This window comes from Microbulbifer sp. SE14 (assembly GCF_059834885.1).
The window spans coordinates 23,470-44,275 of record NZ_JCBAJA010000030.1; the positions used below are offsets into that span (position 1 = coordinate 23,470).

The following is a 20,806-nucleotide window of genomic DNA, read 5'->3' on the forward strand; positions in this document are numbered from 1 at the left end:
CGCCGGCCGTCACCCCAGTGAACACATCGCAAGAATGCACAATGAAACAAGAACTGACGTCGCTGTTACCCGCGATTCGGCGCTTCGCCTACTCGCTGACCGGCTCCATGGCGGATGCCGACGACCTGCTGCAGAGCACCGTCGAGCGGGTATTGAGCAAAAAAGTTCCACAGGACGTGGATCTGAACAAATGGGTGTTCCGCGTATGCCGCAACCTGTGGATCGACGAGTACCGCTCGCGCAAGGTCCGCCAGGAGGCGGCCCAGCAGCCCGAGCTGAGCGAGGGCCAGATCGTCGACGGCGAGCGGGCCATCGCCGGCCAGATGGAGCTGGAGCGGGTGCACCGGGCCATGGCCGGGCTGCCCAGTGACCAGCGCTCCATATTGTCCCTGGTGGCCATCCAGGGCATGGCCTACAAGGACGTGGCGGCCACCCTGGAAATACCCCTGGGCACCGTTATGAGCCGCCTGGCCCGCGCCCGCGCGGCGCTGATCGACCTCCTGAACACATCCCCGGCGAGGACCGCATGAACAGCAACGAGCACAAAAATTCCGAGTACGACAAAGTGACCGACGAAACCCTCTGTGCCTTTCTCGACGGAGAGCTGCCGCCGGCGGAAATGGAGCGCATTCGCCAGCGCCTGAGCGAGGACGAACGCCTCAGTGACCGCCTCGCCGAGCTGGCGAGCGTGGATCAGCAGTTGACCGCCACTTATTCCGCCATCGACGAGAAGCCACTGCCGGGTACGGTGACCGCCATGCTCGCCGAAGAGGAGGCCCCGCAATCGGCGCAGGTGATCCGGTTCCCCCTGTGGCGGCGCGCGCACCGGCAGCTGCAGCGCCACGCCGGCCTCGCCGCCGCCGTGGCCCTGGCCATCGGCCTGGGCGCCGGCCAGTTTCTTCCGGGCAAGGACATCGACAGCGACTGGCGGACCGTAGCCGCGACTCTGGAACAGGCGCCCAGTGGCGCAACCCAGACACTGGCGGACGACCGCCAGCTGACGCCGCGGCTCACCTTTGTCAGCCAGCAGGGCAGCTACTGCCGACAGTATCAGCTGGTAAGCGGCGCGCAGGGATCCGAAAACATCGCCTGTCGAAGCGGGGACGGCGAGTGGCGGCTGATCGCCTCGATTCAACAGGCCGTGCAGCAACCCGGCAGCTACCAAACCGCCAGCGGCGGCTCGCTGCTGGACAGCGCCCTGGACGCCATGGTGGCCGAGGGCATAGACCCGCGTGCCGAGGCAAAAATTATTGCCAATCAATGGAATAAAACCGCAGACCAACCGTCAGCTCAATAACGGCCTCTGTTCAATGCCGCCTACACGAACAAAACAACCTGTTGGAGATTCCCATGAAAATCCATGCCGCCCTCGTTTTTGCACTGCTCCTCGCCGCCGGCTGCGCCTCCCAGTCCACCTACAAACCCGCCAGCGGCGCCGGCTACGGCTATCAGGAAAGCCAGATTTCCGAGAACCGCTACCGGGTGACTTTCAAGGCCCGGGGCGACGACCGGGACCGGGCCACGGACTACGCGCTGCTGCGCGCCGCGGAACTGACCCTGCTCAAGGGTTACGACTGGTTCGTGGTGGTGAGCCGCGAAACCCTGGTGGACCGCAAGGAGACTGAAATGCAAAGCGGGTTCAGCAGCGACGACCGGGTGATCACCCGGGACTGCGGCCTGCTCGGTTGTACCACCAGATCCTACTCGACCCCGCCCACTTATTCCGCGGGTGTCAGTACCGGCGGGCCCAGCCGCGCGGAGTCGGTCCTGGAAATCCGCATGGGCAAGGGGGTGAGGCCTTCCAGCGGAGACAGCTATGACGCGCTGAGCGTGCGCGACAGCCTGCAAAAGAAAGCCGGTTGATACCCCGAGCCGGCATCGTTAATCGACGGGCCACCAGACGGCGCAAGAAGTGCGCCGTCTTTTCGTATACCGGTTTCCCCCTGGGAACGCCGAATTATTTTTTCAGCGCGCTGAAGGCTCCAGCTCGGCAAACGGGCCGCAGGCCCGACCGACCGGCACCATAGTTTAGCGCCGGGTAAACGGCCGCGGACGAACCCAGAACCAGCTGACCACCACAAGCGTCCCAAAAGCCGTATAGCAGACGATAAATACCCAATCCGGCACCCGGTAATACAAGATGGTTTCCAGCCAGTGCGATATGAAAGAGCCGGAGTAAACCGCCCCGCCCGCCCGCTCGCGCAGCGCCATTTCCCATATGGTGAGCGGACAGATGACACTGAGCCACGACTGCAGCACAACCACACCGATTGCGGCGAGATGCAGCAAACGAAACCAAGGATTGCGCACCCAGGACCAGGAGCACAGCTTGCCAGCCAGGATGAACACAAGGCCGAAGACGACGAATGCGACAAACAACACATGGGTAAAAAGGATTGTATCTGCCGCCAGGAGATAGAGTTCTTCTGATTCCATGCTCCGCATAACACCCCGCAACACGGGCATATTTGGAGCCCTGTGTTGAATCTGTTGAATGAAATTTTAGGCGGCAATCTCATACAAGGCGCTGATAACCACTGCCAGGTTGCGGTGCCAGCCCTGTATGGTACTAAGTTAAGGCGCGACCCATTGATTTAAAAACTCAAAAACTACTCACCCGGGACCCGGAGAGAAATACCGGGCTCCCATGCGGAGCCTGGTGTCTCAGCGCGCCAGGTTCGCCGCCACGAAATCCCAGTTCACCAGTTTGTCCAGTACCCCGTTGATGTAATCCGCGCGGCGGTTCTGATAATCCAGGTAGTAGGCGTGCTCCCATACGTCAATGGTGAACAATGGCTTCATCCCCCGGGTCATGGGGTTGTCCGCGTTGCCGGTTTTCACCACCTTCAGCACCCCGGCGTCCTCCACCAACCAGGCCCAGCCACTGCCAAACTGAGTGGACGCGGCGGTGAACAGTTTCTTGCGCATCGCATCGTAGCCGCCTAAGTCCTTCTCGATACGCGCCGCCAGTTCGCCGCCGGGTTTGCCGCCGCCCTTGGGTCGCATCCCGTTCCAATAGAAAGTGTGGTTCCATACCTGGGCCGCGTTGTTGAAAATCGCCGCCTTGTCCGCCGCCCCCGCACTGGCCCGGATCACCTGCTCCAGGGTCATATCCGCCATGGGAGTACCGGTCACCAGCTTGTTCAGTTTGTCCAGGTACGCCTTGTGGTGTTTGCCGTAGTGAAAGCTGATGGTCCGCGCCGAGATCACCGGCTCAAAGGCGTTCTCCGGGTATGGCAGGGGCGGCAACACCTGGGGCAGGGCGGCCCGGGCCACGACGGGCGCCCCGAACAGGGGAGCCAGTCCCAGGGCCGCGCCGGCCAGGAGAAAATCGCGGCGGCTAAAGGAGTGAGGTTGCATTGCAGTCTCCAGGTTGGTGGCGGGCCAATGCGTACCTGATCGGCGCAGTTGGGAGACACCGTGGATTCATCGTTTGGTCAATGGCTGTGGGCAAACCCAGAACCAGCAGGCCACCACAAGCGCTCCAAACAAGGTATAGCAAATCACAAACACCCACTCGGGTACCCGGTAGTACAAAATGCTTTCCAGCCAGTGGGATATGAAAGAGCCGGAATAAGCCGCGCCACCGGCCCTTTCCCGCAGCGCTGCCGGAAAGGTTTCGCGGATCAGCGGCCCCGCTGCGGCCGGATCGCCGATCTGTTCCGTCGACCCGCGCTTGCCGGGTCAACTCAATCATTCAGCGATTAATTGCAGGCCCCGAGCGAGGTCCACGGCTGGCCCGAGCCGGGACCGCCATTGTTGGTTTCCGGGTTGTCGCCCTGTGTCCACCAGTTGGCTTCGTAGCGCACGCCCTCGTGCTGCACCCTGTCGCCGCCAGTGTAGACACTGCCGGAACTCCAGACCGGCAGGTTGGGGCAGGAACCGCCGCCGGACGAACCGCCCGATGAGCTGCTGGAACTGCCGCTGCCGGAACCACCGGAACTGCCACCGGAGGAACTGCCGCCGTCACAACTGCGGATATGGCTCCAGGCTGTCTCCCAATGGAGACCGGCACCCGGCTCGTAGGCCCAGGCCGCCGTGGATGAACACCAGCCGCCGACATCACAGCTGTACTCGTCGCCAAGGTTCTGCACCTGCTGGCCGGTGCTGTAGCTGGTGCCGGCCACGTATTGCGGCGCACTGCAGGAGCCGCCACCGGATGAACCGCCGGAGCTGCTGCTGGACGAGCTGCCACCACTGCTGCTGGATGAACTGCCGCCACCACTGCCGGGATCGGTAAACAGCAGTCGGTTGGGGGAACCGTTGGTATCGCTGATGCGGCCGGAGGTCGACAGCCTGATCATGCGATCGGCAATGGCGGACGGCGATGCGCCGGGGTTTTCCTCCAGGAACAGCGCCGCGGTGCCGGCCGCGTGCGGTGAGGCCATGGACGTGCCGCTGATCGTATTGGTGGCGCTGGCACCGGTCCACCAGGCCGAGGTAATGTCCGATCCCGGTGCGAACATATCGATACAGGAACCCCAGTTAGAGAAACTCGAGCGGGCGTCATTCATGGTCGAGGAGGCCACCGTAATCACGCTGCTTTCGCGGGCGGGCGAGGTATTGCACGCATTGGAATTTTCATTACCCGCGGCGACCACCACGGTCACGCCCCGATCGACCGCGTTGCGCACCGCCGAATCCATGGCGACCGAGGCGCCGCCTCCCAGGCTCATATTGGCCACGGCCGGCTTGATATGATTCGCCGCAACCCAATCCACCGCGTCGAGAATAATAGAGCTGCTGGTTCCCCCGGAGCAGCCGAACACACGCACCGGATGCAGGATGACATCCTTGGCCACCCCCCAGGTGGTGCCGCCAACAGTCCCGGCGACATGGGTGCCGTGACCGTTGCAGTCCTCGGTGCCGCGGCCGTCGCTGACACCCGCGTAACCGTTGCCCATGCGTCCGGCAAACTCATTGTGCGCGCCGAGAATGCCGGTATCGATGATATAGGCGTGGACACCGTTGCCGTCGCTATCGTAGTTGTAGGTGTTGTCCAGCGTGCGATCGCGCTGGTCGATGCGATCCAGGCCCCAGGTCGCCGGGGATTGTGAAGCGCTGGTGTACACCAACTGATCCTGCTCGATATAGTCGATCGAACTATCCTCGGCCAGTTTCTGAACCTGTTCCCGCGTCGCCTTGACGGAAAACCCGAGAATCGCCTTGTCATAGCGGTGCATCACCAACACACCGGTATTCGACGCCATGCGATTGGACTCGGATACGACGAACTGCGACGTACTCATCGTGCTCAACCGGGCTTCGTCTTTCAGCACCACAATGAACTGGTCTGGTATCGCGCTATCGGGCTCGGCGGACAATATCTTCGCCGCACCGAAGACGCCGACAGAAAATGGAAGGCTTGCAGCTAATAATAAGGGAACTATTAGTTTTCGTAGTAATTTCATGCTGGATACTCTCTTTATAGATATTTTTTACTGATTGAAATCCGACAGGGAGAACCTGTCGGGCTGTTACAACAACTACAGTTACTGCAACTACAACATCCCCTCAGCATGCAAAGACCCATGCAATGCCGGAGATTTTGGTGCGGACTTTTCACAGGCGTGCAGAAGCCTGTTCCAGCCGAAGGCTCGCATGCCGACTGGAAAAGTGATTGCAGTCCGGAAAACGCTATTGATAAGGGACTTACTGGAATCCGGCGTATTGGTAAAAACGCGCCTTTTTATTGTATTTGTAGTGTGGTTTAACCAGCGCCCTTTTTAAGTTTCCCGCAGATTTGCGCAGAGGCAGGATCAGTCCTTCCGGCGACCGAGATCGCATGAGGAGCATGCTTCCGCTTTGTTCTTTTACGGCACCAGCCGCCGTCAACCATATATAACCCAAGGCCGGGAAGGGGGCGGAACCAAGTGCGTCCCCCGCAGTTGTCAACCTTTGGACTGCCGCTGGGTGCCGCAGTGGTCTGACCTGGGATGCATCTGGGGGAAGCTGCCGTCTACGCGGACCGGAAAAAAACAGTAACGCGGCCGGAACGGCACCTCAGGGCCCGGTGATCCGGTTAAGAGCAGTGATCCCAATACAGTTGCACACGGCTGTCGCCAGGAAGCGGTTCCAATGACACGAACCTGTCTGCGCGGCTACGGTTTCTTGATCACCCTGTTCGGTAGAACGCTCTTTCCCTGAAGGCGTGGGTTCTGGGCGTGAAATACGGAACGCGGGATAGTGCATTCGGTAACCGGTTGATTTTATTCGACTTATAATCGGTCACTAGTCTTCTCCGATATCCTTGAGCATCGGCTCCCTGCACTGCCGCCACCTGCAGCGCTTACTCCTTCGCGATCAATCCGTATGGATCCCGGCGCGACACTGCTGTGCGCCGACCACTGCCGCGAATTGAGAAAGCTGCCTGGCGGCTTTCTAGCATGCAATCGGCTGGAGCTCCTTTTGAGAACAGTCAGTTTCGGCTTTTGGCCTACGGCGACACTACAATAGGTATCAAATGATAGCGCTGTCAACAGAGCGTGTAGATTGTCGCGTCACTGATTATGTTCCTATTCCAGTTGATACGGCCCTCCGAGTGCACCTTGCGTTGCAAATGCTTGCCTCGACTGTCGTGTTGGGCGGCAATGCAGCGGCGCGCAAACATTCGATTACAGTGCCAAACCTTTCCTGCCGGCAAAGAATACGTCGAACCAGGTCTCAAGCCCCATTTTTGCGATATAGCCCAAAACATAACTGTGATAAAGTCCAAATAAACCGTGTGGCGGGGGTATCGCCATGTCTCTCTTTGTTTGCTGTTCATCAGGGCCGTGGGCCGCCGGTTATTACTAAACAAAGCAACTATAAGGAGCAGGTTGTGAAAAAAATCATTCTCTTACTATCCCTGCTGGCCCTGGCAGCCTGTCAATCTATCAATCCCTCACCTCCACAGAGTGGTGTCCATGCCACACCGAACCCCGGCCGCACTACAGTGTTTATGCCGCTAGCGTTGCAAATCGCCGAACTGGAAAAGCTGGCCAACACGGAACTGCCGCGTGGCGAGATCGCATCAGGCGGCGGCCGTGAAGGGAACACCAAACGCTTTTCCTATTCCGTGCGCCGGGATGGGGATATCCGGGTGAGCGCGGCGGAAGGTGCGCTCAATATCGCGATCCCGCTAAAGGCAAGTGCCAGAGGCAGTTACACCGCGTGCTTGGGCTGGTGGCACAGGGGCCGCTGCCGCGGGGCTACGCAAACTGAACACGGTGATGCGAACGCCAATATAACGGCACACCTCCGGGTAGGTGTAGACCTGAGCCCCGATTACCAGCTGCAGGTCAAGACCAGCGGCCACGCTGAAATTCATGGCAAGGTGCATCTGAAAATGGATCTGATTGGCAATGCCATTCGTATCAATATCGACATCACTGACCAGCTGCGTAAAAAGCTGAATGACAAGTACCCGGAACTGATCGCCAAGGTGCAGGAACAGATTGATCGAGAGCTGGCCGAACTGGCATTAAAAGACAAGGTTCGCCATTACTGGGCCGAAGCCAGTAAGCCACACCAGGCTGGTGACACATGGGTGCAGCTCTTGCCGGAAAAAATTCTGTTCCGCGGCATCTATCCAAGCAGGGACGCAAGCCAGCTGAACCTCGGTATCGGCATCGACGGCAATCTGCGCGTGAGCTTGGCCAAACCACAGCCGATCAGCGCTCCGCCACCCCAGTTGGTCCGGGTGGACAATACCGACCCACATTTCAATATGCTGCTGCCGCTGCATTCGACGTTTTACGCCCTTGAAAGTGAGTTAGCCAGCAAGGTCAAGGGCAGAAACTTCAGCAATGAGCAATACAGCTTCAAGGTGAAGGACCTGAGGCTGACAGGCCTGACACGCGACAATCGATCATCGGTGCTGATTGGAGTGGACTTCAAGGCGCATCGCAACGTGCGCTGGTATGACCCCTTTCTGAAACGTGCCTCCGGCACTCTATATCTCACAGCAACTCCTGGCTACGACGCAGCCAAACGCGTCGTTTTCCTGCACGATCTGGAGCTGACATCTGAAACCAACTCAGCCCTGCTTGATGCCGGCCTGCACTGGGTGGTTCAACTGAAGTACGCGGAGCTGATCGAGGGCTTGCAGTATGCAATCGGGGAGGATATAGACCGGATACTGGCACAGGCCAACGCAGACTTGGCAAAGGGCTACGACCTTGGAAAGACGACACTAAGGGGCAGCGTTTCTGATATCGCGTTCGATGGGTTTTACATCGACAATAACGAGATAGAGGCATACTTACGTGCTGCCGGGAGCGTAGAGCTGATTGCCAAGAATTTGGACTCGAAGGGCAGGTCCGTAATTGCCAGCAGTGCAAATTAAAAGTCGCTCGGACGGGGCCGCCCACCCGCGGCCCTGTTCTATGCTACAAACTGAATGGCACTAAAAATTGTGCCGCGGTTTCAAAGGCCAGAATTTCACAACCCCATATCCCGCAGTGAAAATTGAAGCCAGTTACCGTGTACCCTCCCAGTGCGCTAGGCTGCTAGAAATCAAGCGAGGCACTCGACGCGGTCCAGCCATCCATGCCACAGATATTCCACCCCAGAATGAACGGCCTGACGCGCATACTGCTCGCCGGCGGTGGGCTGGTGCTTGTGGCCTGGGCTGTCGTCGCTTATTTCATTAATCGATCCCCCTATCGCACCGGCCAGGGGGCGATTCCCGAGCAGCCGGTGCCTTTCAGTCACGAGCACCACGTCGGCGGCCTGGGTATCGATTGCCGCTATTGCCACAGTGGGGTGGACAAGTCGCCGTTTGCGGGGCTGCCGGATACCCACACCTGCATGAGCTGCCACTCGCAGCTGTGGACCAACGCGCAGATGCTGGCGCCGGTGCGCGACAGCCTGGAGCGGGATATTCCGCTGCGCTGGATCCGCGTGCACAGGCTGCCGGATTTTGTCTACTTTGATCATCGGGCCCATGTCACCCGCGGCATCGGCTGCGAGTCCTGTCACGGACGCGTGGACCGCATGCCACTGATGCGCCAGGCGGCACCGATGACGATGCTGTGGTGCCTGGACTGCCACCGCAATCCGGCACCCAACCTTCGCGCCGCGGGGCAGATCACCGCGATGGGCATTGCGCCTGCCAGCGATGCAGCGGCATTGCTGCACCACTTGATTCCCACGGATCGAATGACCGAGTGCATAACATGCCACCGCTAAAACCCGGCGACCGGCGGCTCGCCGGCAAGCGCGGCGCCGGCTACTGGCGCAGCCTGACGGAACTGGCCGCACAGCAGGACGACATCCTATGCAGCGACGGCGACGCCCGGTCGATCAGCCGCCGCAGCCTGCTGAAACTGCTCGGCGCCAGCATGGCCCTGGCGGGACTGCCCGCCTGCACCCGCGAACCGCGCAATCTGCTGGTGCCCTACGTGCAGCAGCCGGAGATGCTGGTGCCCGGCCGCGCCCGCTACTACGCCAGCGCCGCCCTGATCGGCGGCTATGCGCACGGGGTCTTGGCGGAGAGCCATGAGGGCCGCCCGATCAAGCTGGAGGGCAACCCGGATCACCCGGCGACCCTCGGCGCCTGTGACGCCATAGCCCAGGCTTGCGTGCTGTCCCTCTACGATCCCGACCGCTCCGCCTCGGTGCGCCACCGCGGCGCCATCGCCAGCTGCGACGAATATCTGCGCGCCCTGGGCGAAAAACGGCAACAGTGGAACGCGACCCGCGGCCGCGGCCTGGCCTTCGTCACCGGCACCGTCACCTCGCCCAGCCAGCGCGCGCGCATTCAGGCGCTGCGCGAGCGCTGGCCCGACGCGCGCTGGTACCTGCACGAGCCGGTGGACCGCAGCGGCGTCTACGCCGGCAGCCGGATACTGTTCGGGCGGCCGCTGGAGCCGCGCTACCGCTTCGAGCGGGTAAACGTGGCCGCCTCCCTGGACGCGGACTTTATGCAGGCGCAGCCGGGCTTCCTGCGCTACGCGCGGGATTTCACCGCCCGCCGCCGCCCGCGGGACAACGACAGAAATCTCGCCCGGCTCTACGCGGTCGAATCCACCCCCAGTGTCACCGGCGCCAACGCCGACCAGCGCCTGGCCCTGGCCTACCCGCAGATGGAGGACACCGCGCGCCAGCTGGCCATTGCGCTCGGCATCACCGTAGCGCCACCACTCGAGAAGCCGCTGCCCGAGCGCTGGTTGGCCGCGCTGGCGGCGGATCTGAAACGCCACCGGGGTTCGGCCCTGGTGATTCCCGGCGACCAGCAGCCGGCCACGGTGCACGCGCTGGTACAGGCGATCAATCGGGAACTGAACGCCTTCGGCAACACCGTGGAATGGCTGCCGCCGATCGCCCTGGACGCCGAAGCCCGGCCGCTGGCCGAACTGGCCGCGGCCATGGATGCCGGCGAGATCGACAGCCTGGTGCTGCTCGACAGCAACCCGGTGTACAGCGCGCCGGCGGAGCTGGATTTTGCGGAGCGCTTCAAGAAAGTCCCCTGGCGGCTGCACTGGGGCGAATATCTCGACGAGACGGCGCGCCTGTGCCACTGGCATATTCCCGCCGCCCAGGCGCTGGAAACCTGGGGCGACGCCCGCGCCTACGACGGCAGCGCGGCGCTGCTGCAGCCGCTGATCCGGCCGCTGCACGGCGGCAAATCCGCGCTGCAATTTTTCAACGCGCTGGAGCAGGGCAGCGACGGCGATGCACTGAAACTGCTGCAGGATTATTGGCAGGGCCAGTACAGGGGCGACGACTTCGAACACTTCTGGCGCCACAGCCTGCGCGACGGCCTGGTGCCGGACAGCGCGGCGGCAACCGTGAGCATAGAAATTTCCCCCGACTGGAGCAAAAGGCTGCCCGCGCCGAAACCGGCGCCGGTCGGACTCACATTGCAGTTCCGCCCGGACCCGGCACTGTGGGACGGCCGCCACGCCAACAACGGCTGGCTGCAGGAACTGCCGCGCCCGCTGACCACGCTGACCTGGGGCAATGCGCTGCTGGTCAGCCCGCGACTCGCCGCGCGGGAAAAACTGCGCGACGGCAGCCTGGTAAAACTGACCAGCGGCGGCCGCACCCTGACGGTGCCGATACTGATCCTGCCGGGGCAGCCGGAAAACGCCGCGACCCTGCACCTCGGCTATGGCCGCACCGCCGCCGGGCGGGTCGGCGACGGCGTCGGCGTCAGCGCCTACCGGCTGCGCGCCGGCGACGATTCCTGGGCCGCGCCGGCGGCGATTGAATATATCGGCGCCGAGCAGACGCTGGCCCTGACACAGGTGCACCACAATATCGAGGGTCGCGATATGGTGCGCGCCGCGGATCTCGACCAGTACCTTCGCAATCCCCATTTCGCCCAGGGCCACGTCCCGGAGCTGTCCCTCTACCCGGAGCCGGAGCCGCTACCCGCCGATGAGGGCCGCCACGCCTGGGGCATGGCCATAGACCTGTCCGCCTGCATCGGCTGCAACGCCTGCGTGACCGCCTGCCAGGCGGAAAACAACATTCCCATCGTAGGCGCCGAGGAGGTGGCGCGCGGCCACGATATGCACTGGCTGCGGGTGGACCGCTACTTCACCGACGCAGAATCACAGCCGCGCGCCACCTTCCAGCCGGTGCCCTGCATGCACTGCGAGAACGCCCCCTGCGAATACGTCTGCCCGGTGGGCGCCACCATGCACTCCGGCGACGGTCTCAACCAGATGATCTACCAGCGCTGCGTGGGCACCCGCTACTGCTCGCAGAACTGCCCCTATAAAGTGCGCCGCTTCAACTGGTTCGACTACACCGGAACCGGCGCCGCCTACCCGGCGCTGCCGCCGCTGCAGAACCCGGATGTCACCGTGCGCGCCCGCGGCGTGATGGAGAAGTGCACCTACTGCGTGCAGCGCATAGTCGCGGTGCGGCGCAATGCAGAGACTGAGGGGCGGCCGATAGCAGAGGGCGAGCTGCAGACCGCCTGTCAGCAGGCCTGCCCCACACAGGCGATTGTTTTCGGCGACCTGGCGCAGCCCGACAGCCGCGTCAGCCGCCTGCGGGCGAATCCGCTGAACTATGCCATGCTGGAAGAGCTGAACACCCGGCCGCGCACCACCTATCTGGCAGCGGTGCATAACCCGAATCCTAAACTGAAGGAAGACGACAATTCGTAAGTCCGGGACTCGGAACTCGGGACTCGGGACTCGGGACTCGGGACTCGGGACTCGGGACTCGGGACTCGGGACTCGGGACTCGGGACTCGGGACTCGGGACTTCCGGAATTGTGCTGTAGGCGCCTGCCCTGCAGGCGAACAAGAAGGGGGCCTCTAGGTCATTCGCCGGGCACATCCCTGTGCCCGGGGCCCTTCGGCAGCTTCGCTGCGTCAAATCGCTCCGGGCGATTTGATCGTCTGCAGGGCAGGCTCCTACAAGAAGCTGTTTCTTCTTGGATTTGAGGGTGGATAGGCGCCAAGGCAGAAAATTGCTCCAGGCATTTGCACCGAGCACATCCGTGTGCTCGGCCCTTCGGGCAGCTTCGCTGTGCCAAATTGCTCCTGGCAATTTGGTCTGCATGACCGCCATCCATGGCGGCCTCGCATCCACCAAGTGCTACTGAGGCAAGGAGATGCCCCAGAATACGGCTGAAACCCTGCTGCCCGAGGGCCTGACCCACGGCGCCATGACCGCACGCATCGCCGACCTGGTGCTGGCACCCCGTGTGCGCAGGCGCTGGCGCCTGGCGTTCGCGCTGGCCGGGGCCCTGGCGCTGCTGTTCGTCTTCTGCCTGGGCACGGTGTTCAGCACCGGCGTCGGCCTGTTCGGCATCAATATTCCGGTGGCCTGGGGTTTCCCGATCGTGAACACCATCTGGTGGATCGGCATCGCCCACGCCGGCACCCTGATCTCCGCGGTGCTGCTACTGACGCGCCAGCCCTGGCGTGCGCCGGTGGCGCGGCTGGCGGAGGCGATGGCGATGTTCGCGATCGTCTGCGCCGGCATCTATGCCATCGCGCATCTGGGGCGGCCGCAGTTTATGCAGTATCTGCTGCCCTACCCGAATACCATGGGGCTGTGGCCCCAGTGGCGCAGCCCGCTGGTGTGGGACTTCTTCGCCATATCCACCTATTTCCTCTTCACCCTGGGTTTCCTCTATTTCAGCCTGCTGCCGGATTTCGCCACCCTGCGCGACCGCGCCCAGCCCCGCGGGCTGCAGATTTTCTACGGCCTGCTGGCGCTGGGCTGGCGCAACTCGGCGCTGCACTGGGCGCGCTACGAGCAGGTCAACGGCGTGCTGGCGGCGGTGGCGGCGCCGATCGTGGTGTCGGTGACCGGCATCATCTCCCTGGACCTGGCGGTGTCCCTGGTGCCGGGTTTTCACTACACCATTTTCCCGCCTTATTTTGTCGCCGGCGCGCTCTTCTCCGGCTTCGCCACCGTATCGCTGCTGGCGGTGATCACCCGCCGCTTTTTCCATCTCGAGGACCTGATCACCCGTCGTCACCTGGACTATCTCGGGCGCATGATGCTGCTGTTCGCACTGGTCGTGGACTATTCCTATATCCAGGAAATTTTCACCGGCTGGTATTCCGGCGACCTCTACCAGCGCGCCGTCTATATCAACCGCTGGACCGGCCCCTACGCCCCCGCCTGGTGGGGCATGTTCCTGTGCAATGTGCTGCTGGTGCAGCTGCTGTGGTTCAAGCACGTGCGCCGCTCGCCCGGCGCGCTCTTCGCGCTCGCCATCACCAGCAATATCGGCATGTGGCTGGAGCGCTACCAGATACTCTTCACCAGCACCCACGCGAGTTTTATCCCCGCCACCTGGGGCACTGCGATGCCCACCGCCTGGGACATTCTGCTCGCCCTCGGCTCCCTGGGGCTCTTCGCATTTTTCCTGCTGGCCTTCGTGCGCCTGGCGCCAGTGGTGTCCATGCACGATATGCGTGTGGCCATATATAGGGAAGAGCACAAGAGAGAGCAGCGAGAAGAAATCAACAGGAGAAGCGCGAGTGAAGGGCTCGGATAGCGGACACTACGGACTGCTCGCGCGCTTCGACAGCAGCGAGGCCCTGCTGACTGCGGCCCGCAGCGTCCGCGAGGCGGGTTATCGCCGCCTGGAGGCGCACGCACCCTTTCCGGTGCCCGGCCTGGCAGAGGCGCTGGAATTTGATGAGGTGGGGATCCGGCGCATTTCCCTCGCGGCCGGGCTGGCCACCGCGGGGATCGCCTATCTGCTGCAGTGGTACACGGCGGTGATCGACTACCCCATCGTCGTCGGTGGCAAGCCGCTGGACAGCTGGCCGGCCTTCCTGCCGATTACCTTCGCGGTGGGTATTTTCAATGCGGTGATGGGTGCGGCCATCACCATGCTGGTGAAAAACCGCCTGCCGCATTTCTATCACCCGGTCTTCAACGAAGACGACTTCGCTCGCGCCTCCGCGGACGGTTTTTTCCTGAGCGTTCGCGGCGGCGAACCGGCGCAATTGGAAGCACTGCTGCGCGACTGCGACGCGCTGTCGGTGCGGGAGCTGACGCTGTGATGCGGCTCAGCGTACGATTTTGTAGGGTGGATAAGCGCAGCGCATCCACCATTTGGCCCTGGCGGATGCGCTGCGCTTATCCGCCCTACATCAGTTTGATCGCAATCCTGATGCTGTGCGCCTGCGGCAACGATATGCGCGACCAGCCGCGCTACGACCCGCTGGCGGCTGCGCCCGGCTGGCCGAACGACCAGTCCGCGCGCGTGCCGGCGGAGGGTACCGTCGCCCGCGGCGACCCGCTGGGCCCGCGCCCGGAGACGCTGCCCGAGCCACTGAGCCGCGCACTGCTGCAGCGCGGCGGCGAACGCTTCGACATTTTCTGCAGCCCCTGCCACGGTGGCGCCGGTTACGGCGACGGCATGATAGTGCAGCGCGGCTTTCCCGCGCCGCCGTCGCTGCACAGTGCGCGCCTGCGCGAGGCGCCGTTGCGCCATTTCTACGACGTGATCAGCGACGGCTTCGGCAAAATGTATGACTACGGCGCGCGGGTGCCGCCGGAAGATCGCTGGGCCATCGCCGCCTATATCCGCGCGCTGCAGCTGTCCCAGCACGCGACCCTCGACGACCTGACGCCGCAAGAACGCGAGACGCTGGAGAAGGCACCGTGAAGCCGCGCGCGATACTTTTCACCGGAACAGTCGCGCTGGCGCTGGGCGCGGCCGCCAGCGCTCTGGCCGGAAAACCGTTTGCGGCCGCCTGGCTGGCGGCGGCGCTGGTGTGGGGATGCCTGCCGCTCGGCGCCCTGGCGATCCTGATGGTGCACGGCCTGACCGGCGGCCGCTGGGGCGAGGCCGGCAGGCCGCTGTGGCTGGCGGTCGCGGCGACACTGCCGCTGTTCGCCGCCGCGCTGCTGCCGCTGCTGCTCGGTATGCAGTCCCTGTTCGCCTGGACGGCACCCGCGCAGGAATTGCCGGAACTGGTGCAGAACAAACTCGCCTACCTGAACCCGCCGTTTTTTATCCTGCGCAGCCTGGTCTATTTCGCCCTGTGGCTGTGGCTCGCCCACGCCCTCGGCGTCTGGCGCCCGCGCAACAATCGCATCCAGGCGCCGGGACTGATCCTGTGGCTGCTGGCGCTGACCTTTTTTTCCTTCGACTGGCTGATGTCCCTGGAGCCGGAATTCTATTCCGATGTCTACGGCCTGATGCTCGCCGCCAATGCGGTGGTCGCGGCCTTCGCCTGGGTGCTGCTGCTCGGCGCGGGCGGCATGGAGCCGGACGCGCGCCGGGATATCGCCAACCTGTGGCTGGGGGTGCTGCTGGGCTGGGCGCTGTTCGCCTTTTCCCAGTACATCGTCATCTGGTCGGCCAACCTGCCCGACGAGATCCTCTGGTATGTCCACCGCAGCCGCGACCTCTGGCGCCCGCTCAGCGTCATCTCCTTTGCGCTTTTTTTCCTGCTGCCGTTTGTCGTGCTGCTGTCGGGTAAAGCCAAGGGCCGCGCGGACTGGCTGGCGGCCGCGGCCGCCAGCTGCCTGCTCGGTCACCTGCTGCAGATCGGCTGGCTGGTACTGCCGGCGTTCGGCGGCGGCAGCGTTGCGCAGCTGCTGTTGCTGTGTGCACTGGTGCTGGTGATCGGTGCCGTCTACGTCGCCGCCATCCGCGCGGCCGCTCATCGCGGAGAAGAGCATGGCCGGACGGCGTAAACACGAACCGGACCTGTCGACCGTGGGGCCCATCGCCTGGACCATGCTGCTGACGCTGGTACTGGTGCTGGTGAGCGGGCTGCTGCTGTGGGCGGCCTACCTCTACTGGCGACCGCAACCGCCGCCGCCGCTGTTCGAGCCGTTGCCGGTACCGCAGGGCCAGCCGCGCCTGCAGCGGAATCCGCGCGCGGATATGGCGGAGTACCAGCGGCAAGTGGAACAGCGGCTGCATGGTGTCGGCTGGGTGGACCGGCGCGCGGGCGTGGTGCATATCCCCATAGAGCGCGCCATGACACTGCTGCTGGAGCGCGGGCTGCCGGAAGAGGCGAATGAAGAAAAAACCGGGACAGGAAATACGCGAGGGGAGGGCATGCAATGAAATCACTCTGTGCACTGCTATTGCTCTCGCTTGCCATTCAGGCCATTGCACAGCCGTCTTCGCCCCAACAGCAAACCCTGGACAGGGTTGCCTTTGAGCAGCACATCGGCCAGCCGCTGCCTGCGGTGCACTTTCTCAACGCCCGGAATGAAAATATTGAACTGGCCGCGCTGGCGCAGCAGAAGCCACTGATCCTGGTGCTGTCCTGGTTCAACTGTCCACACCTGTGCCCGATGGTGCTGGACCGCCTCGCCGAGAGTGTGAGTGCACTGCCGTTTGCCCCCGACGATTACCGGGTCGCGGTGGTCAGTATTGATCCGCGCGAAACCCCGGCGCAGGCCGCGGAACTTTTGCAGCGCCTGAGTCGGCGCCACGGATCGATAGTGGGCGAGTGGCAGCTGCTGACCGGCGTATCCGCGGCCATCGACACACTGGCACAGGCAGTGGGTTTTCACTACACCTACGACGCCGCACGGAACAGCTACGCGCACCCGGCGGGGCTGGTGGTGGTGGCCAGCGGCGGCCCCATCAGCCGCTACCTGCTGCGCCTGGACCCGGCGCAGCCGGACCTGCGCCTGGCATTGGTGGATGCCGGCCGGGGCCGGCTCGGCAGCCCGGTGGACCAGCTGCTGCTGCGCTGCTACCACTTCGATCCGCAAAACGGCCGCTACAGTTTCGCCGTCGTGCGCCTGCTGCAGATCGCCGGCGGCCTGTCTGTGCTCGCGCTGCTCGCCCTGATAGTCGGCCTGCGCCGGCGGGACAGCCGTGAGCGGGCGGAGAAAATATCATGAGCGAAAACACGGCGCCAATTGAACAACCGTCGGCGATCGAAGACCCGCTACTCGGCCTGCAGCTGATTCCGACGCAGGCGTCGGACTATGCGGCCCAGGTGGATTACCTCTACTACGCGCTGCTGGGCATTTCCGCACTGCTGATGGCAATACTCGCAGGATTGGTGGTGGTGTTCGCCGCGCGCTACCGGCGCAGCCTGCAGCGGGAGCGCAGAGAACTGCTGTCGGAACACACCAGCCGGCGTGTGGAGATTACCTTCGCCCTGCTCCTGCTGCTGTCGTTTCTCGGGCTCTTTTACTGGGGCAGCCAGTTATACCTGAATCTGTACGGAGAAGCGGACGCGGATATCACTATCGACGTGGTAGGCAAGCAGTGGATGTGGAAGATCCAGCACCCGGACGGCAGCCGCGAGATCAACACACTGCATGTGCCGGTGGGCGAGACCGTGGAGTTGCGCATCACCTCGCAGGACGTGATCCACAGTTTTTTCCTGCCGGCCTTCCGGCTGAAGCGCGATGCGGTGCCGGGCATGTACACCAGCGCGCAGTTCACCCCCACCCGCGCGGGGGAGTACCGGCTTTTTTGCGCGGAGTACTGCGGTACCGACCACGCACGCATGCGGGGCAAGGTAGTGGTGCTGAACCGCACCGATTACCAGCAGTGGCTGGCGGGGCGGCTCGCCGGCCCCAGCCGCGCAGAGGCAGGGGAACAGCTGTTCCAGAACTACGGCTGCAGCGGCTGCCACAAGCCCGGCGGCAGTGCGCTGGCGCCCAAGCTCGGGGGCCTTTTCGGCAGCCGGGTGCCGCTGGCCGGCGGCAGCGAGGTGATCGCGGACGAGGCCTATATCCGCGACTCGATCCTGGAACCGCAGAAACAACTGGTCTCCGGTTTCCAACCGATCATGCCGAGCTATTCCGGGCAGGTTTCCGAAGAGGAAATCCTGCAGCTGATCTCCTACATCCAGTCACTGGAGGCCGACGGGCAAAATGACTAGCATCGTCTATTCGGAGGGCGAGGACCGCCACGCGACAGAGGGCGACTACCTGAGCGGCGGCTGGAGTATCCGCTCCTGGCTGCTCTCCGTGGACCACAAGCGCATCGCCTGGCTCTACGCGTTTTCCATCACCGCGTTCTTCTTTTTCGGCAGCGGTGCCGCGCTGCTGATCCGCCTGGAACTGCTTACACCGGCCGGGGATCTGCTCAGCGCGGAGAGCTACAACCGGATGTTTTCCCTGCACGGTATCGTGATGGTGTGGTTTTTCCTGATTCCATCGATACCGGCCACGCTGGGCAATTTCCTGATACCGATAATGGTGGGCGCGCGGGACATGGCGTTCCCGAAACTGAACCTGCTGTCCTGGTATATCTACACCCTCGGCGGTCTCTTCACGCTGGCGGCGGTAATCGCCGGCGGCGTGGATACCGGCTGGACCTTTTACACCCCCTATTCCACGCTATTTTCCAACTCCGCGGTGCTGGCCGCAGCGGTGGGGATTTTTATCGTCGGCTTTTCGTCGATCCTCACCGGGATCAATTTCATCGTCACCATACACGCCATGCGCGCGCCGGGGCTCACCTGGTTGCGCCTGCCGCTGTTCGTCTGGGCCAATTACGCCACCGCGCTGATCATGGTGCTGGCCACGCCGGTGCTTGCCATCACCCTGCTGCTGATCGGACTGGAGCGCGGCCTCGGCATCGGCATTTTCGATCCGGCGCTGGGGGGCGATCCGCTGCTGTTCCAGCACCTCTTCTGGTTCTACTCGCATCCGGCGGTGTACATCATGATACTGCCGGCGATGGGGGTCGTTTCCGAAATCATCGCCTGCTTCTCGCGCAATCCGATCTTCGGCTACAAGGGCATGGTGCTGGCGATCATGGCGATAGCGCTGTTCGGCTTCGTGGTCTGGGGCCACCATATGTTCGCGTCCGGGCAGAGCATGTACGCCGGCATACTGTTTTCCTTTTTCTCCTTCCTGGTGGCGGTGCCCTCGGCGATCAAGACACTGAACTGGACCGCGACCCTGTACCGCGGCTCCATCAGTTTTTCGGTGCCGATGATCTACGCCCTGTCCTTCCTGGAGCTGTTTACCGTCGGCGGCCTGACCGGTGTCTTCCTCGCCGCGCTGGCGCTGGACGTGCACCTGCACGATACCTATTTCGTCACCGCGCATTTCCACTACATCATGGTCGGCGGCGCGGTGACCGCCTATATGGGCGGACTGCATTTCTGGTGGCCGAAGCTCACCGGGCGCATGTACTCGCGCCCCTGGGCCACCACCGCGGCGCTGGCGCTGCTGGTGGGGCTGAACCTCACCTTCTACCCGCAGTTCCTGCTCGGCTACGCCGGCATGCCGCGGCGCTACCACTCCTACCCGGACGACTTCGAGCTGCTGCACGTGCTGTCGAGCCTCGGCGCCGGCGTGCTGGCACTGGGCTACCTGCTGCCGCTGATCTACCTGTCCTGGTCCCTGCGCCGCGGCGAAAAGGCCGGCCCCAATCCCTGGGATGCGAAGGGACTGGAGTGGCAGACGCCGTCGCCGCCGCCGGTGCACAACTTTGCCGAGACACCCGTGGTAGACGAGGAGCCCTATGCCTACAAGTGAGCAGTCCGGAAGCGAGACGCCGCCGGAAATACAGTTCGACTCCATGGCACAGCAGAGCCACGCCGGCCTGCTGGGCATGTGGATGTTCCTACTCACCGAACTGCTGCTGTTCGGCGGCCTCTTCGCCGCCTTCGCGATACTGCGCCTGCGCCACGGGGCTATCTTTGCCGAGGCGGCACAGCACCTGAACCTGACCCTGGCCGCGATCAACACCGCGCTGCTGTTCAGCAGCGGCCTGACGATGGCCCTGGCGGAGCTGGCGACGGGCGCGCGGCGGCGCGGCCCCACCGCCTTCTGGCTGCTGGCGACCATGGCGCTGGGCGCGGCCTTCCTGGTGATCAAGGGAGTTGAATGGTACGAGGAATTCCGCCACCAGCTGATGCCGGTGCTGGGCCTGCCGTTTCACTATCCTGGCGAGCAACCGGAAGTGGCCGAACTGTTTTTCAACCTCTATTTCATCGCCACCGGACTACACGCGCTGCATATGCTGATCGGCCTGGGCGTGCTGGCGGTGATGCTGGCACTGGCGCGACGCTGGCGCCGGCCGGACCGCCTCGACCGGCAACTGCATATCGCCGGACTCTACTGGGCGTTTATCGACGTGGTGTGGATCTTTATTTTTACATGTTTCTATCTATTGCGAGCCTGACATGCACTACCGCCCCGCAATCCTGACCTGGCTGGCGCTGATGCTGCTGCTGGGCATCACCCTGCTGGCCGGCATGCTCCAGTCCGCGGCGCTGCGCTACTCGGTGCATTTCCTCTGCGCCGCGGCCATGGCCGCGCTGGTGATGCTGGTATTCATGCGCCTGCGCTCCGCCGGCGAACTGCTGCGCCTGGTAGCGGTGGGGGGGCTGCTGTGGATTGCGCTGCTGATATTGCTGACGCTGGCAGATGTGTTGACGCGCTAGCGGGG

At 63.3% G+C, this 20,806-nt stretch carries 20 protein-coding genes; 16 read left to right on the top strand and 4 right to left on the bottom strand.

Going from position 1 to position 20,806, the window contains the following annotated elements; all coding sequences use genetic code 11:
* Positions 1-41 precede the first annotated feature (41 nt).
* The 3 genes from AC6R19_RS18255 to AC6R19_RS18265 are packed head-to-tail and all read left to right on the top strand — an operon-like array spanning position 42 to position 1,863.
* Positions 42-530, top strand: coding sequence for an RNA polymerase sigma factor (locus AC6R19_RS18255; protein ID WP_500581286.1), 489 nt, complete (start codon positions 42-44; stop codon positions 528-530).
* Positions 527-1,297 (top strand): RT0821/Lpp0805 family surface protein, encoded by a 771-nt coding sequence (locus AC6R19_RS18260; protein ID WP_500581287.1) that lies wholly within the window; start codon positions 527-529, stop codon positions 1,295-1,297. The genes AC6R19_RS18255 and AC6R19_RS18260 overlap by 4 nt, the downstream gene beginning before the upstream one ends.
* Positions 1,298-1,350: 53 nt before the next feature.
* The gene (locus AC6R19_RS18265) at positions 1,351-1,863 is read left to right on the top strand and encodes a CC0125/CC1285 family lipoprotein (RefSeq protein ID WP_500581288.1); all 513 of its coding nucleotides are present in this window, start codon (positions 1,351-1,353) and stop codon (positions 1,861-1,863) included.
* 165 nt (positions 1,864-2,028) lie between these two features.
* Here the strand turns inward: AC6R19_RS18265 and AC6R19_RS18270 are convergent, their stop codons facing one another.
* The 4 genes from AC6R19_RS18270 to AC6R19_RS18285 form a co-directional block, all read right to left on the bottom strand.
* Positions 2,029-2,436 (bottom strand): DUF2784 domain-containing protein, encoded by a 408-nt coding sequence (locus tag AC6R19_RS18270; RefSeq protein WP_500581289.1) that lies wholly within the window; start codon positions 2,434-2,436, stop codon positions 2,029-2,031.
* A 228-nt stretch (positions 2,437-2,664) separates the two neighbouring features.
* Entirely contained in the window at positions 2,665-3,360 is a 696-nt protein-coding gene (locus AC6R19_RS18275) for a superoxide dismutase (protein ID WP_500581290.1), read from the bottom strand.
* A gap of 66 nt (positions 3,361-3,426) precedes the next feature.
* Positions 3,427-3,657 (bottom strand): DUF2784 family protein, encoded by a 231-nt coding sequence (locus AC6R19_RS18280; protein WP_500581324.1) that lies wholly within the window; start codon positions 3,655-3,657, stop codon positions 3,427-3,429.
* Between the two features lie 47 nt (positions 3,658-3,704).
* Entirely contained in the window at positions 3,705-5,411 is a 1,707-nt protein-coding gene (locus AC6R19_RS18285; protein ID WP_500581291.1) for a S8 family serine peptidase, read from the bottom strand.
* A 1,409-nt stretch (positions 5,412-6,820) separates the two neighbouring features.
* Between AC6R19_RS18285 and AC6R19_RS18290 the strand changes: the two genes are divergently transcribed.
* The 13 genes from AC6R19_RS18290 to AC6R19_RS18350 all read left to right on the top strand — a co-directional run bounded on the left by AC6R19_RS18290 (position 6,821) and on the right by AC6R19_RS18350 (position 20,801).
* Positions 6,821-8,326, top strand: a complete 1,506-nt coding sequence (locus tag AC6R19_RS18290; RefSeq protein ID WP_500581292.1) for a DUF4403 family protein — start codon at positions 6,821-6,823, stop codon at positions 8,324-8,326.
* Between the two features lie 203 nt (positions 8,327-8,529).
* Positions 8,530-9,171 carry a cytochrome c3 family protein gene (locus AC6R19_RS18295; RefSeq protein ID WP_500581293.1) on the top strand — a complete coding sequence of 214 codons (642 nt, stop codon included), beginning with the start codon at positions 8,530-8,532 and terminating at the stop codon, positions 9,169-9,171.
* Positions 9,159-12,104 carry a 4Fe-4S dicluster domain-containing protein gene (locus AC6R19_RS18300; protein ID WP_500581294.1) on the top strand — a complete coding sequence of 982 codons (2,946 nt, stop codon included), beginning with the start codon at positions 9,159-9,161 and terminating at the stop codon, positions 12,102-12,104. Before AC6R19_RS18295 ends, AC6R19_RS18300 begins: the two co-directional genes overlap by 13 nt.
* Before the next feature lie 452 nt (positions 12,105-12,556).
* Positions 12,557-13,957: an NrfD/PsrC family molybdoenzyme membrane anchor subunit gene (gene nrfD / locus AC6R19_RS18305; RefSeq protein ID WP_500581295.1), complete on the top strand. Its 1,401-nt coding sequence runs from the start codon at positions 12,557-12,559 to the stop codon at positions 13,955-13,957.
* Positions 13,941-14,471, top strand: a complete 531-nt coding sequence (locus AC6R19_RS18310; protein ID WP_500581296.1) for a DUF3341 domain-containing protein — start codon at positions 13,941-13,943, stop codon at positions 14,469-14,471. The genes nrfD and AC6R19_RS18310 overlap by 17 nt, the downstream gene beginning before the upstream one ends.
* A 26-nt stretch (positions 14,472-14,497) precedes the next feature.
* Entirely contained in the window at positions 14,498-15,079 is a 582-nt protein-coding gene (locus tag AC6R19_RS18315) for a c-type cytochrome (RefSeq protein ID WP_500581297.1), read from the top strand.
* Positions 15,076-16,116, top strand: coding sequence for a hypothetical protein (locus AC6R19_RS18320; RefSeq protein ID WP_500581298.1), 1,041 nt, complete (start codon positions 15,076-15,078; stop codon positions 16,114-16,116). Before AC6R19_RS18315 ends, AC6R19_RS18320 begins: the two co-directional genes overlap by 4 nt.
* The gene (locus AC6R19_RS18325; RefSeq protein ID WP_500581299.1) at positions 16,100-16,495 is read left to right on the top strand and encodes a hypothetical protein; all 396 of its coding nucleotides are present in this window, start codon (positions 16,100-16,102) and stop codon (positions 16,493-16,495) included. Before AC6R19_RS18320 ends, AC6R19_RS18325 begins: the two co-directional genes overlap by 17 nt.
* Positions 16,492-17,286, top strand: coding sequence for an SCO family protein (locus AC6R19_RS18330; protein ID WP_500581300.1), 795 nt, complete (start codon positions 16,492-16,494; stop codon positions 17,284-17,286). Before AC6R19_RS18325 ends, AC6R19_RS18330 begins: the two co-directional genes overlap by 4 nt.
* Positions 17,283-18,281, top strand: coding sequence for a cytochrome c oxidase subunit II (coxB, locus tag AC6R19_RS18335; protein ID WP_500581301.1), 999 nt, complete (start codon positions 17,283-17,285; stop codon positions 18,279-18,281). The genes AC6R19_RS18330 and coxB overlap by 4 nt, the downstream gene beginning before the upstream one ends.
* Positions 18,274-19,890, top strand: coding sequence for a cytochrome c oxidase subunit I (locus AC6R19_RS18340; RefSeq protein ID WP_500581302.1), 1,617 nt, complete (start codon positions 18,274-18,276; stop codon positions 19,888-19,890). The genes coxB and AC6R19_RS18340 overlap by 8 nt, the downstream gene beginning before the upstream one ends.
* A complete protein-coding gene (locus tag AC6R19_RS18345) occupies positions 19,877-20,539 on the top strand; it encodes a cytochrome c oxidase subunit 3 (protein WP_500581303.1) in 663 nt (220 codons plus the stop codon). The genes AC6R19_RS18340 and AC6R19_RS18345 overlap by 14 nt, the downstream gene beginning before the upstream one ends.
* 1 nt (position 20,540) lies before the next feature.
* The gene (locus tag AC6R19_RS18350) at positions 20,541-20,801 is read left to right on the top strand and encodes a hypothetical protein (protein ID WP_500581304.1); all 261 of its coding nucleotides are present in this window, start codon (positions 20,541-20,543) and stop codon (positions 20,799-20,801) included.
* Positions 20,802-20,806: the final 5 nt, after the last annotated feature.

What these genes read in the sequence shown, in the direction of transcription:
- AC6R19_RS18255 (WP_500581286.1), top strand. Translation starts at nt 42, where the DNA reads ATGAAACAAGAACTGACGTCGCTGTTACCCGCGATTCGGCGCTTCGCC.
- AC6R19_RS18260 (WP_500581287.1), top strand. Translation starts at nt 527, where the DNA reads ATGAACAGCAACGAGCACAAAAATTCCGAGTACGACAAAGTGACCGAC.
- AC6R19_RS18265 (WP_500581288.1), top strand. Translation starts at nt 1,351, where the DNA reads ATGAAAATCCATGCCGCCCTCGTTTTTGCACTGCTCCTCGCCGCCGGC.
- AC6R19_RS18270 (WP_500581289.1), bottom strand. Translation starts at nt 2,436, where the DNA reads ATGGAATCAGAAGAACTCTATCTCCTGGCGGCAGATACAATCCTTTTT.
- AC6R19_RS18275 (WP_500581290.1), bottom strand. Translation starts at nt 3,360, where the DNA reads ATGCAACCTCACTCCTTTAGCCGCCGCGATTTTCTCCTGGCCGGCGCG.
- AC6R19_RS18285 (WP_500581291.1), bottom strand. Translation starts at nt 5,411, where the DNA reads ATGAAATTACTACGAAAACTAATAGTTCCCTTATTATTAGCTGCAAGC.
- AC6R19_RS18295 (WP_500581293.1), top strand. Translation starts at nt 8,530, where the DNA reads ATGCCACAGATATTCCACCCCAGAATGAACGGCCTGACGCGCATACTG.
- AC6R19_RS18300 (WP_500581294.1), top strand. Translation starts at nt 9,159, where the DNA reads ATGCCACCGCTAAAACCCGGCGACCGGCGGCTCGCCGGCAAGCGCGGC.
- nrfD (WP_500581295.1), top strand. Translation starts at nt 12,557, where the DNA reads ATGCCCCAGAATACGGCTGAAACCCTGCTGCCCGAGGGCCTGACCCAC.
- AC6R19_RS18325 (WP_500581299.1), top strand. Translation starts at nt 16,100, where the DNA reads ATGGCCGGACGGCGTAAACACGAACCGGACCTGTCGACCGTGGGGCCC.
- AC6R19_RS18330 (WP_500581300.1), top strand. Translation starts at nt 16,492, where the DNA reads ATGAAATCACTCTGTGCACTGCTATTGCTCTCGCTTGCCATTCAGGCC.
- coxB (WP_500581301.1), top strand. Translation starts at nt 17,283, where the DNA reads ATGAGCGAAAACACGGCGCCAATTGAACAACCGTCGGCGATCGAAGAC.
- AC6R19_RS18340 (WP_500581302.1), top strand. Translation starts at nt 18,274, where the DNA reads ATGACTAGCATCGTCTATTCGGAGGGCGAGGACCGCCACGCGACAGAG.
- AC6R19_RS18345 (WP_500581303.1), top strand. Translation starts at nt 19,877, where the DNA reads ATGCCTACAAGTGAGCAGTCCGGAAGCGAGACGCCGCCGGAAATACAG.
- AC6R19_RS18350 (WP_500581304.1), top strand. Translation starts at nt 20,541, where the DNA reads ATGCACTACCGCCCCGCAATCCTGACCTGGCTGGCGCTGATGCTGCTG.